Origin of the sequence: Clostridium sp. SGI.024 (genome assembly GCF_050315195.1) — a bacterium.
Taxonomy (GTDB): Bacteria; Bacillota; Clostridia; order Clostridiales; family Clostridiaceae; genus Clostridium.
In genome coordinates, this window is record NZ_JBNPON010000015.1 from 41,018 (window position 1) to 53,522 (window position 12,505).

The 12,505-nt window shown below is 27.9% G+C and carries 11 protein-coding genes and 1 pseudogene; all 12 read right to left on the reverse strand.

Going from position 1 to position 12,505, the window contains the following annotated elements:
• Positions 1-558: 558 nt before the first annotated feature.
• The 12 genes and pseudogenes from ACQRD5_RS06730 to ACQRD5_RS06785 all read right to left on the reverse strand — a co-directional run bounded on the left by ACQRD5_RS06730 (position 559) and on the right by ACQRD5_RS06785 (position 12,420).
• Positions 559-990, reverse strand: coding sequence for a prepilin-type N-terminal cleavage/methylation domain-containing protein (locus ACQRD5_RS06730; protein ID WP_291629208.1), 432 nt, complete (start codon positions 988-990; stop codon positions 559-561).
• Positions 991-1,425: 435 nt separating this feature from the next.
• Positions 1,426-1,734 (reverse strand): type II secretion system F family protein, encoded by a 309-nt coding sequence (locus ACQRD5_RS06735; protein WP_427746637.1) that lies wholly within the window; start codon positions 1,732-1,734, stop codon positions 1,426-1,428.
• The gene (locus tag ACQRD5_RS06740) at positions 1,712-2,140 is read right to left on the reverse strand and encodes a type II secretion system F family protein (protein ID WP_427746638.1); all 429 of its coding nucleotides are present in this window, start codon (positions 2,138-2,140) and stop codon (positions 1,712-1,714) included. Before ACQRD5_RS06740 ends, ACQRD5_RS06735 begins: the two co-directional genes overlap by 23 nt.
• 13 nt (positions 2,141-2,153) lie before the next feature.
• A pseudogene (locus ACQRD5_RS06745) lies at positions 2,154-3,579 on the reverse strand (GspE/PulE family protein).
• A gap of 142 nt (positions 3,580-3,721) precedes the next feature.
• The gene (locus tag ACQRD5_RS06750; RefSeq protein WP_414437487.1) at positions 3,722-4,471 is read right to left on the reverse strand and encodes a prepilin peptidase; all 750 of its coding nucleotides are present in this window, start codon (positions 4,469-4,471) and stop codon (positions 3,722-3,724) included.
• A 146-nt stretch (positions 4,472-4,617) separates the two neighbouring features.
• Positions 4,618-5,016 (reverse strand): type II secretion system protein, encoded by a 399-nt coding sequence (locus ACQRD5_RS06755; protein ID WP_294170407.1) that lies wholly within the window; start codon positions 5,014-5,016, stop codon positions 4,618-4,620.
• A gap of 133 nt (positions 5,017-5,149) precedes the next feature.
• Positions 5,150-6,775: a chaperonin GroEL gene (gene groL, locus ACQRD5_RS06760; RefSeq protein ID WP_294365374.1), complete on the reverse strand. Its 1,626-nt coding sequence runs from the start codon at positions 6,773-6,775 to the stop codon at positions 5,150-5,152.
• Between the two features lie 14 nt (positions 6,776-6,789).
• Positions 6,790-7,074, reverse strand: a complete 285-nt coding sequence (groES, locus tag ACQRD5_RS06765) for a co-chaperone GroES (protein ID WP_291629199.1) — start codon at positions 7,072-7,074, stop codon at positions 6,790-6,792.
• Between the two features lie 461 nt (positions 7,075-7,535).
• Positions 7,536-9,029 (reverse strand): 4Fe-4S dicluster domain-containing protein, encoded by a 1,494-nt coding sequence (locus ACQRD5_RS06770; protein WP_320628071.1) that lies wholly within the window; start codon positions 9,027-9,029, stop codon positions 7,536-7,538.
• 152 nt (positions 9,030-9,181) lie between these two features.
• On the reverse strand, positions 9,182-10,498 hold the full coding sequence (locus tag ACQRD5_RS06775) for a class II D-tagatose-bisphosphate aldolase, non-catalytic subunit (RefSeq protein WP_294170417.1): 1,317 nt from the start codon (positions 10,496-10,498) through the stop codon (positions 9,182-9,184).
• Between the two features lie 96 nt (positions 10,499-10,594).
• Entirely contained in the window at positions 10,595-11,449 is an 855-nt protein-coding gene (locus ACQRD5_RS06780; RefSeq protein WP_291629193.1) for a tagatose bisphosphate family class II aldolase, read from the reverse strand.
• A 239-nt stretch (positions 11,450-11,688) separates the two neighbouring features.
• On the reverse strand, positions 11,689-12,420 hold the full coding sequence (locus ACQRD5_RS06785) for a GntR family transcriptional regulator (RefSeq protein WP_291629191.1): 732 nt from the start codon (positions 12,418-12,420) through the stop codon (positions 11,689-11,691).
• Positions 12,421-12,505 lie beyond the last annotated feature (85 nt).

A 12,505-nucleotide genomic window follows, 5' to 3' on the forward strand; every position in this document is an offset into this window, starting at 1 on the left:
TAATATATTGCTCATTTAATGTAAATTCACCTAAATTAGCAATCTTATTGATTTAGTTATAATTAACATCTAATATATATGGATTTAAAGACAAAGAGTTAATTACATTGTAATAAGATAATGCCATTCTTTCTGGAAAAGCAGTAACATTTATTTTCAATTTTATCAGATACTTCTTCTAAGAAAATATATTGAATAACGTAGTCATTTAAATTAATAGGTAAATATTTTTGATTTTCTTAAAGATTTTACCTATATCTTTAAAATCTATACTACTTATATCTTTTAACTTGGATAAGTTAAACTTTCTCTTTTCCTGTGACATTCTTTCCCCCCTATCTACCATTTATAATGCTTAATGGATAATGCATAATTAAGGATTAAACTCTTACAGAGTTTATTTTTCATAATAATCTTAGCTATATAAGCCACTCTTTAGAAATTAAATGTATTTTATATATATAAGTTAATTTCTAATAAAACTAAAAATATTTATTTTATATAAGCAAAATGCAGTATAAATCTGCATTTTGCTTAGTAAGTTGATTATAGTATCTATTAAGGTGTTGTTGTTGATATTGTCTTTGGTGCTCCATCATCAGTTGGAAAATATATCAACTTATCTGTTGATACAGTTACTCCACCTTTATCATCTATTGTTACTTTAAAATTACCTGTTTCACTTTTTAGTGTTGGTACATTTTGAAGGTAAGCTTCAATTTTATCAGCATCTGTAGATGCTGTTGTACGATCAATTGTAAGTGCTGTAGTTGTTGGTACTGTTAAACTACCGTCTGCAATCAATGAAGTAGTGGCATTAGCTATAGTCTTAGCATTAGCTATATCTGATTTCACGTTAGCATTTTTTCTAACTTCACCGAATTTAGGAATAGCTATTACTGCTAGTATAGCTATAATTGCTATAACGATAATAAGTTCAATAAGTGTGAACCCTTTCTTTTTTTTCTTGTTTTTTAAATTGTTGATCATTTTAAATTCCTCCTTGTTTTTTCTTTATAAATTTATATATATAAATTAATAATTGAGAATATCGATAATAATTATATAAATTAATTTAGATTTTTTATTATTTTGAGAATCTACAACTGTATTTATATTGTCTAAGGTAATATTAAGAATTTTCCTTATTTCGGCTATAAATTTTGCAAAAATTCTGTTATCTTAGATTATTTAGATTTAAATATGTTTTCAAATTATACTGAAACTAAAAACTTATTTATATCTTTAAACCTAACTCTCAATTATTGAATTTAATCATTTTTAAATAGGTAAGAGTTAATAGGTAAGAGTGAATAGGTAAAAATCCTGTTGGATTTTTTTATTCTTCTCTTTTACTTCTTACTTCTTCATTCCCTCTTACTTCTTCTCTATTCACTCTTCACTAATAAATTGCTTTGCAATTTATTACATTTGTGTGTACATATGAAACATTGGTAGCATTACTGAAACTACTATAAGTCTAATTGTTATTCCCATAACTACTATTAGTATAGGCTCTATTAGTGCTGTAGCTGTTTTAACTGCATGTTCAACTTCATCTTCATAGAAGTCTGCTGTTTTATTTAAAATTTTATCTAAGGCTCCTGATTCTTCTCCTATTTTTACCATAGAAGATAGCATATTAAGTAAAATCTTATCATCTTTTATTGTTGTGCTTAAATTCTCTCCTCTTACAACTCTTTCTATTATTTTAAGTATAGATTCCTCTTTCACCAGACTCTATCATCTTTATAAGTAATTGCGGAAAAATCTTCTTATGTCTAGACATTGAAACTGAAAGTAATTCACCTTTCTTTACGTCTTCACTAATAGAAGTTAATATACCTCTAAGCTTTCTATTAGGAAGCTCTGTACACAATATGTCTAGGCAATTTACAATTGAAACCCCAGCATCTAGTATGGTATAAAACTGTCTACAAAAAATTGCTAAATCCTTAGTAGTTACTTTATAAAAAACTTTAAATTCAATGCTCTTACTTTCCACTACCTCATCTATTTTCAATGGATAATATCCACTAGAGGTTATCCTACTAATTACATCATCTTTTGAAATACATTCATATTTTCCTTCAACCTTTGTTCCATCACTTTTCATAGCTCTGTATTTAAAAATTTTCATAGATATTCATCACCTAAACTTGCCTTAATAAGGCTATACTCGCTAATTCATAAATAGTTGTTATTCCTTCTAAAACTAAAGCTTTGCACTGATCAGCTAAAGTGGTCATACCATTCTTAATAGATATTTCTTGTAATAAATTAGCATTATTAGTTTCATTTATAACACTTCTATGCTCCTTAGTTATTTCCATTATTTCATAAATACCTACTCTTCCATTGTATCCACTACTATTACAGTGATCACAACCCTTACCCCTGTAAAGCTTAAGCCCCTTATTCTTGTCTATATTAAATATTGATTTTTCATAATCATATGCTAGGTACTCTTCTTTACAACTACTACAAATTTTCTTTACAAATCTTTGAGCTATTATTCCAGAAATAGATGTTGCCACTAAATAAGGTTCAATTCTCATATCTAACAACCTAGTTATTGTAGATGGTGCATAATTTGTATGTACTGTACTTAATACTAAGTGACCAGTTATATCTGATTTTATTACAATTTGTGCTGTTTCTTCATCTCTTATTTCTCCTACCCTTACTATATCTGGATCTTGCCTTAGTATACTTCTAAGGCCACTTGCAAAGGTTAATCCCCTTCATTGTTAACGTTTACTGCAGGCAAGATAGATACTCTAAGATCAACCTCATCATTATCTACTTTAGTTATTATTCTACAATCTTGTGGTATTCCTTTTTCCGCTATATTTAAATTTGCAAGTATCTTTATTCTAGTTATTAATGGAGCTAAGCTTTCAATTCCTAAAGTACTAATAGTTGTTAGCTTTCCATCTATCCTATATCTTATTCTTATTTCCTTTTCATAAGGCTCTATGTGTATATCTGAAGCTCTCATTTCTATAGAATTCTTAAATAAATACTCTATCATCTTAACAACAGGAGCATTTTTTACATCATTTATTTCTTCTATATCTAAATCAATAATTTTAGAATCTATAGTTTCTTTAATTAGCTCTTCTGCTGCTTTATTAACTTCTTCGCTACTATAATTTATTTGAACAAATTTGTTAATATCTTTCTTAGGTGCAATAAATGTTTTAACATTTAATCCTATTGATATAGAAATATCATCTATTGCAAAAATATTTAATGGATCTGAAAGAGCTATCATTATTTTTTCTTCTTCAAAGCCAAAGGCTATTAAGTTATATTTAATGCAAAGGTTTTGTGGTATTATCTTAATGGATTTTTTATCAAAATTAACATTATTTAAATCAACTTTTTGTATTCCAGTTTGAGTTTCTATAGTCTCTATAATATCTTTTTCTGAAACTATTCCACTCTCAATTAAAACTTCTCCTAACTTTTTTCCTAAAAGTTTTGGGTTTTCAAAGCATTTTGAAGCTGAAATGTAGTTATTTTTTCTGCCATTACTAAGATATCTCCAAGTCTTTTCTTTTGAACTATAGCCATAAAATTCACTCCTATATCTATTTGAATTCTTAATTATATCATTTTCAAAATTTCCTCTTTTATCTATTTCAATTCATTTCCAATGTCAATACAGACTTTAGTATTTTTCAAGCACAATTTATGTTTAAATTAAATTCACATTTTAAAGAAAAAAATTTAAATAAAATAACAATAATTCCCTTCCTATTACAATATACATCATAGTTCCAATAGCTATATATGGCCCAAAAGCAATCTCTGCTTTTCTGTCTTTTAATTTAAATAGTAATATTATAGTTGCTACTAATCCACCTAATACTATAGCAATAAATAAAGCTACTAAAATTCCTTTAATACCAATAAACAATCCGCAAATACCTGCTATTTCAGCATCGCCTTGTCCCATTCCTTTTGTAATTACTACTATTAGGTATATGATTAAATATCCAATAATTCCACCTAATACATTATTAAGTAAGGTTGTATCCTTTGTATACAATCCTGTTAGTATATAAACAACCCCTAAGACTGCCCCTAAGATTGTTGTTGATGAATATATATATTTACACTCTAAATCTATATAAGAAATTACTATTAATATTGAAGCTAAAATACTATATGCTATAAAATTTAAACTTAAGTCAAATTTTAAATATATTAATAGATATAATATTCCATTTAAAATTTCAACTAATGGATATTTTATAGATATTTTTTCTCCACATTTTCTGCATCTTCCTCTTAGAACTAAGTAGCTTAAAACTGGAATAAGATCAAAAGCCTTAAGATTATATCCACAAGTTGTACAATGAGATGGTGGAAATGCTATAGATTCCTCTCTTGGTATTCTATAAATACATACATTTAGAAAACTTCCTATACAAAGTACTAATATTAATATTAAAATTTCCACAATGTCCTCCTAAAAATTTAAATATAATTATAATGAACTCTATTTAAATACTATCCACTTTTTATAATTTTTAGTCAATAAACTTTTATTTATATAATAAAAAAATACCAATTATAATAAAATTTATTATAATTGATAATTTATCTTCAATTCTTTATATAAACATTTAAGAATTCTCCATTTTTATTAATTTCAAAATCTACTTCATCCTTTAATATTTTTCTTGCCTCTTGTATGGTTAGAAGTTCTATCTTATTGAAATTATCTATATTTTTATACTTAGCTATAGCTTTTAATTTATCATCACTTTTATTTTTTATAGAATATAGTGTATCTGAATCTTCAAATTCTATTGAATCATTTATTTCTACTACATTAACAGTTAATATAAATTCTCTAATGCTTTCTTTTACTTCTATTTTTTTTGTCATTTTCTTATAATTATTATAAGTAATAAATAATGTAGTTCCTAATATTGCTGAAATAATTAATAATAAAGTTATTCTTATTCTCTTAATTCTTAATCTTTTGCTTTTGGCATTCATAATATCCCTCTATGTTATACAATATTTTTCTTATTCTAATTATAAATTATAGATTATATTATATCAATATATTATGTAGCTTGTTAAATAGAAAAGGAGCTATTATAACTAGCTCCTTTTAAATATTTAAATTTTAGTACATTCCGTCCATTCCCATTCCTGGTGCTCCTGGCATTGGAGTTTCTTTTTGAGGTATATCTACTACAGCAGCTTCTGTAGTTAAGAATGTTGATGCTACTGAAGCAGCATTTTGAAGTGCTGATCTTGTAACCTTAGTTGGGTCAACTATACCAGCTTTAATCATATTTACATACTCATCTCTTAAAGCATCATAACCAATTCCTGCTTCGCATCCCTTAACATGTTCAATAATAACTGAACCTTCAAGTCCTGCGTTAGTTGCTATTTGTCTCATTGGTTCTTCTAATGCTCTAACTATAATATTAATACCAACTTGAGTATCTGGAATATCTGAAGTTACTGTATTTACTTCATTTATAATATTAGCATAAGCTGCTCCACCACCTGGAACTATTCCTTCTTCAACAGCTGCCTTTGTAGCTGCTAAAGCATCTTCAATTCTTAATTTCTTTTCTTTTAATTCTGTTTCTGTAGCTGCACCAACTTTTATAACTGCAACTCCACCAGCAAGTTTTGCTAATCTTTCAGTTAATTTTTCTTTATCAAATTCTGAAGTTGTTTCTTCTATTTGAGCTCTTATTTGAGCAACTCTTTCTTTAATAGCTTCGCTATTTCCTTTACCATTAACTATAGTAGTATTTTCTTTTGTAACTTTTACGCTTTCACATTGTCCAAGCATATCTAAAGTTACTTCCTTTATATCTATGCCAAGTTCTTCTGATATAACTGTACCACCTGTTAATATTGCTATATCTTGAAGCATTTCTTTTCTTCTATCTCCAAAACCTGGTGCTTTTACAGCTACACATGTGAAAGTTCCTCTTAATTTATTAACTACTAATGTAGTCATTGCATCTCCTTCAACATCTTCAGCTATAATAAGTAATTTCTTACCTTGTTGAACTATTTGTTCTAATATTGGAAGTAATTCTTGAATATTTGATATTTTCTTATCAGCTATTAAAATTAATGGATTATCTAAAACGGCTTCCATTTTTTCTGTATCTGTTACCATATAAGCTGATACATATCCTCTATCAAATTGCATACCTTCAACTACATCAAGTTCAGTCCCCATTGATTTTGATTCTTCAACAGTTATAACACCCTCGTTACCTACTTTTTCCATAGCATCAGATATTAATTTACCAACTTCTTCATCTGCTGCTGAAATTGCTGCTACTCTTGCAATATCTTCTTTTCCATCAACAGGTTTAGAAATTTTCTTAATTTCATCAACAGCTTTATCAACAGCCATTCTAATACCATTTCTAATTAATATAGGATTTGCTCCTGCTGTAACATTTTTTAACCCTTCTCTAATTATTGCTTGAGCTAAAAGTGTTGCTGTAGTAGTACCATCCCCTGCTACATCATTAGTTTTAGTAGCAACTTCTTTAACTAATTGAGCTCCCATATTTTCATATGGATCTTCTAACTCTATTTCTCTTGCAATTGAAACACCATCATTAGTTATTAAAGGTGCACCAAATTTTTTATCTAATACAACATTTCTCCCCTTTGGCCCTAATGTTACCTTAACAGTATCGGCTAATGTATCAACACCAACTTGCATTGCTCTTCTAGCATCTTCGCTAAATTTAATCATCTTTGCCATAATTTATTCCTCCCTTATTCAACTATTGCTAAAATATCATCTTGTTTTAAAATAGTGTACTCTTCACCATCAACTTTTACTTCAGTACCAGCGTATTTTGAGTAAAGTACCTTATCGCCAACTTTTACTTCCATTTCTACTCTATTTCCATCTACTACAGCTCCTGGTCCTACAGCTACAACTTTTGCTTCTTGTGGTCTTTCTTTTGCTGCACCTGTTAAAACTATTCCACTTTTAGTAGTTTCTTCTGCTTCTAGTTTCTTAATTACTACTCTATCTGCTAGTGGTTTAATATTCATAAAAAAATCCCTCCTAATTATATATATAAAATTATTATTATTATATCTATATTAGCACTCATCTTTATTAAGTGCTAACAATTTTATAATAATATTTTGATTTTTTTTTTTCAAATTGTAATCTTTATATTTTTCCTCTAAAATTAATAAATATTACCATTTTTCATTAATTAGTTTCTATTTCCTTATGTTTATATCTATTTTCTTCATTTTAGAACTTCTTCTATTTTGCACTCTTTTATTATATGTTATCTTGCATTATTTAAGACTAATCTAATAATTATATGAAAGATAATAAGACTAACAATGTAGGTAATATTTCTTATTATAATTTAATTCCTGATTGAATATAAAAAATGTCAATATTAATCTTTCCCATTATTATATAAATTATTACCAAATCTATCTATATAAGATTAATTATATATAAAAAAACTCCCTAAGGAGTTTTTTTAATGAATTCATTTTCTTTCTAAATTAATATTTTTAAATTCTTTTATTTTTTCATTATCCATAACTGATTTTCTAGAAGCCTGTGAATTTATCTTATTAAAAGTTGATTTAGATTTAAATGGAGTAGATATGGTTCCTGCACCATTTATACATCCACCTTCACACATCATACCTTCAATAAAGTTTCCTTGTAATTTTCCTATTTTACCCATAGTCATAGCTTTTTTAATTTCTATTCCCCCTGCAGCTTTTACTGGAGTAAAATTAACTTCTAATCCTTGACTTCTAATATAATTTTCAATAGCTGCTGTTAAACCACCATGAGCACCAAATCCTCTTCCATATATTGATGCTTCATCAACTAATTCATCTTCACATTCTTCAACTTCTATATCAAAAGCATTAAATAATGCTAATATTTCTTCAAAAGTTAATACATAATCTACTGCACCCTTTACAGATTTTTTAGCTGCTTCATTTTTCTTAGCAGTACAAGGTCCTATAAATACAACCTTTGCCTCTGGATCAATACTCTTAATATATCTAGCTGTTGCTATCATAGGTGATGCCGTACTAGAAATTCTATCTGCTTCTGAAGGCATAGTTTTCTCTATATAGTTTAAAAAGCCTGGACAACAAGAGTTAGTCATATATTTATCTCCATTTTCCATTCTTTCTACAAACTCATTACTTTCATGTACTGTTACTGCATCTGCTCCACAAGCTGCTTCTAGCATATCAACAAAGCCTAATTTCTTAATTGCATTTTTAATTTGTCCATAGCTAACCTTAGGTCCAAATTGACCTGCAATTGCTGGAGCTACAATAGCATACATTTTTCTTCCTCTAGCAAGTCTCTTTGCTACTGGAACTATTAAGCTTTTATCTGATATAGCTCCAAATGGGCATGCAGTCATACAACTACCACAGTTAACGCAAATTTCCTCTTTTATAATAGCTCTTCTATCTTCTTGACTTATATCTAAAGCTCCTGTAGGACAAACCCTTTTGCAAGGTCTCATTACTTCTGCTATTGCATCATAAGGGCATGCTTTTTTACACATTCCACATTCTTTACAAAGTTCTTGATTTATATATGCTCTACCACCTACATAATGGATTGCTCCAAAGTTACAAGCTTCATCACATTTATGAGCTAAGCATCCTCTACAAGAATCTGTTACACTATATTTATTAATTGGACATCTATCGCATGCTGCTTCAATAACGTATATTATTTGATCTTCTTCTCTAATATCTACAAACTCATCATCAATATTATCACCGTTAGCCAAATATCCTGCTGCTAGTTTTGCTCTTTCTAAAACAATAGCTCTTTCCTTATAAACACAACATCTGTACATTGCCTTGTCCCCTTTTATTATTTCATAAGGAATCTTTTCTATTGATTCAGTAGATAATTCTCCATTCTTAGCTAATCTTGCTACCTCTGTTAGAACTTCATGCTTTAATTTTTTTAACTGAGTCTCAAATTGAAACATACCAAAATCCTCCTATATAAATAAACTTAAACATTACTCCCTAATATTATTATAACAGGTAATTTATTCCTAAGTTAATAATTTTGAATATTCTTATAATTTTCGGCAATGGTAATTAAAAAAGCGCATATTTTGCGCTTTTCTACTAAATTTTATTTTTTATCTTCTATAGCATAAATATAATCATCTATATATTCACCTATTTTATCCTTTAGTAAAGCTTCTGCATTTGGCTTTAATAAACCATCTCTAATCTTTTTATATTGCTCATGCATATATTGGCTTATTAAAGTAATAGGAATATTAACATCCTTTAAGTTGTTCATAAGCTTTTCTAAAGCATAATTAACTTCTTCCTTAGGCATATAATATCTAGCTCTATCAGATAAGCTATACTTTCTTTGTAATTTAATTTCTAATCCATTCCCTGAATAGTGATGCATCCATTCTTTTGGATTTTTAACCATATTGTAATCTAAAACTTCTATAAAATTAGATAATTCAACATTTGAATCATATTTTAATAACTCATTTTCAATAGCATTTAATGCAAAGATACCTTCTCTAAAACCAAAAGTAAGAGCTGGTCCAACTTTTAATATTATAAATCCATCTTCAACCATTTGCTTTAATGCTTTTGGACTTTGATAATCTGTAGAATGAGCTTCAAAAACTAAGTTTGGATAATCCTTTAAAGCATTACTTAATTCTTTTGCATCTTCTCTATTATATTTCCATACATCTTCACTTCCAAATTCTACTCCTGGTTGAACTACTATTCCAACTACATACTGAAAAGCATCTTTAAGCCCATAAGCTTCAAAGGTATTTTTAAAAGTATCTACCGTATTCTTAAAGTCTTTTACCTTTGTAACCTGCATTCCTTCTTCCTCTTCTTCTACTTGCGCTCCTCCTGGAATTGGAACTTCGCTTCCTATAATATAAACTGGATGTATTGCATCTTTATTAGTTTCTTTTAACTCAATATAAGCTTCTTCTGCTACTTTACATAATTGAGCTGCTCTATCTGCTATTAAATCATCTCCAAAGATATTATTTTCTATATCTCCTTTTAATGGCATGCTTGTATCAAGATGAATCTTAGTAAATCCAGCTAAAACATATTGTTTAATAAGCTCCTTAGAATTTTCCATAGCTTTTTCAGCATCTATATTTTTCCATGTTAATGGACCTAAATGATCTCCACCTAATATAATTCTTTCTTTAGGGAAACCAACTTCATCTGCTATATTATGAATATATTCAAAGTAATCCTTTGGTTTCATTCCTGTATATCCACCAAATTGATCTACTTGATTTGCTGTTGCTTCAACTAATAAAGGAATATCCTTATCTAAAAGTCTTTCCATAGCTGCTTCAATTACATATTTATTAGAGCAACATACTGAAAATATCCCCACATTCTTTCCCTTTTTAAATTCATTGACCATTTTTTTAATTTCATGCATAAACTCAACCCCTTCTTACTTTACAAATAAGACAAAATAACACTTTAGCTTTACAACTTAATATTATTTTCTCAAAATTTATATTTAATTTAAAATTTAAGCTTTTCCATTACTTCCACAAACCATAATCTTGTGTGCAACTATTTTTTTCATAGCTTCTTTTCCTGGTGCCATATATTTTCTTGGATCATTAGCATCTGGATTTTCTATAAAGTACTTCTTTACTGCATCTGAAAATGGAATCTTTAAGTCAGTTGCAACATTTACCTTACATATTCCTAAAGAAATTGCCTTTTTAACTAATTCATCTGGTACATCTGATGCTCCATGTAAAACTAGTGGTACCTCTACCATAGCTCTTATTTCTGCTAATCTATCTAAATCTAATTTTGCTTCACCTTTATATAGTCCATGTGCTGTTCCAATAGCTACTGCTAATGAATCTATTCCAGTTCTTTCAACATATTCTTTTGCTTGTGCTGGATTAGTATACTTAGTATCTTTTTCATCTACTATTAAATCATCTTCTTGTCCACCAAGTCTTCCAAGTTCAGCTTCTACTGTTGAATCATATTTATGTGCATATTCTACAACTTTTTTAACTATTGCTACATTATCTTCAAAAGACTCATGAGAAGCATCTATCATAGTTGATTTAAATCCAATATTAACGTAATGTTTTATTTCATCAATTTTTTCAAAGTGATCTAAATGGATCGCAATTGGAATATCGTGTTTTTTAGCTGCAACTTCTGCCATAGCTACTATATATTCTCCGCCTGCATAATCAATAGTTGATGGAGTTCCAGCTAATATTACTGGTGATTTAAGTTCAGCAGCAGTTTCTACAACTACTTGTAATGTTTCTAAATTATGAATATTGAAAGCCGGTACTGCATACCCTTCTCTTTGAGCTTTATTTAACATTTCTCTTGTTGATACTATATTCATTTTACTTCACTCCTCTGTTTAATAATTTTTTCTATTTATATAAATTCTTCATTAGTTATCTATTTAATATAAATTTTTATTAAATACATTTTTCGTTATTTGAAAACAATATTTTCCTATATAAAAACTACAATTTATACAGTAATATCACACTGGTAATTATAACTTTTAGCTTAATATTATATTTTTTCTCAAGTTGTAATGTTGTCATTACCAGTTAGGTTAAAAATTTTTTATTTTTAATTGTTTTTCAATTTCACCCTATATTTAAATTTATCTCCCCTAGCAACACTTACTGTATATTCAATTACATTTGTGTTTTCATATGTAAATCTCTCTATTTTTAAACTTGGTGATCCTTCTTTAATATCTAAATAAACACTTTCTAGCTTGTTTGTTAATATTGGCATAAAATATTCTTCTGCTGATGTTATCTTAGTATTAAAGCATTTTAATAGAACATCATACATAGGATTTTCTTCTAATTGCTCTTTTTCTATCCCCTTAAATCTATTAAAAGGAAGATATGTAGTTTCATACATCATAGGTAATCCATCAGCTTTTCTTATTCTAGATATTCTATATAACAAATCATCTATTCCTATATTAAATATTGAGCATATTTTTTCATCACCTTGGACTATTTCAAATCCTGTAACTTCTGAACTTGGGACTTTACCTAACTTCTTCATCTCTTCAGTAAAGGAATAAAAAGATATTAAATCTTGATTCATTCTTTTAGGGGATACAAAAGTTCCTTTTCCATGTATCTTATATATATATCCTTCTTTTTCAAGTTCATCCATTGCTTGTCTTACAGTAGTTCTACTAACATTATAAATTTCACAAATTTCTCTTTCAGAAAGTATTTGTTCATTTTCTTCTAGGCTATTCTCTATCATATCTATAAGAATATTCATAAGTTGTAAATATAGTGGTGTTCTAGAGTTTTTATCTACTATTTCACTCATTAAATTCACCTCATTATTTTTATATTTTAATTATACCATAAACAAAAAATATAAAAAGAATTTTTTATTATTATATAATATTCAA

Coding starts and splice junctions, on each gene's coding strand:
- ACQRD5_RS06730 (WP_291629208.1), bottom strand. CDS start 990: ATGATCAACAATTTAAAAAACAAGAAAAAAAAGAAAGGGTTCACACTT.
- ACQRD5_RS06740 (WP_427746638.1), bottom strand. CDS start 2,140: ATGAAAATTTTTAAATACAGAGCTATGAAAAGTGATGGAACAAAGGTT.
- ACQRD5_RS06755 (WP_294170407.1), bottom strand. CDS start 5,016: ATGAATGCCAAAAGCAAAAGATTAAGAATTAAGAGAATAAGAATAACT.
- groL (WP_294365374.1), bottom strand. CDS start 6,775: ATGGCAAAGATGATTAAATTTAGCGAAGATGCTAGAAGAGCAATGCAA.
- groES (WP_291629199.1), bottom strand. CDS start 7,074: ATGAATATTAAACCACTAGCAGATAGAGTAGTAATTAAGAAACTAGAA.
- ACQRD5_RS06770 (WP_320628071.1), bottom strand. CDS start 9,029: ATGTTTCAATTTGAGACTCAGTTAAAAAAATTAAAGCATGAAGTTCTA.
- ACQRD5_RS06775 (WP_294170417.1), bottom strand. CDS start 10,498: ATGCATGAAATTAAAAAAATGGTCAATGAATTTAAAAAGGGAAAGAAT.
- ACQRD5_RS06780 (WP_291629193.1), bottom strand. CDS start 11,449: ATGAATATAGTATCAACAAGAGAAATGTTAAATAAAGCTCAAAGAGAA.
- ACQRD5_RS06785 (WP_291629191.1), bottom strand. CDS start 12,420: ATGAGTGAAATAGTAGATAAAAACTCTAGAACACCACTATATTTACAA.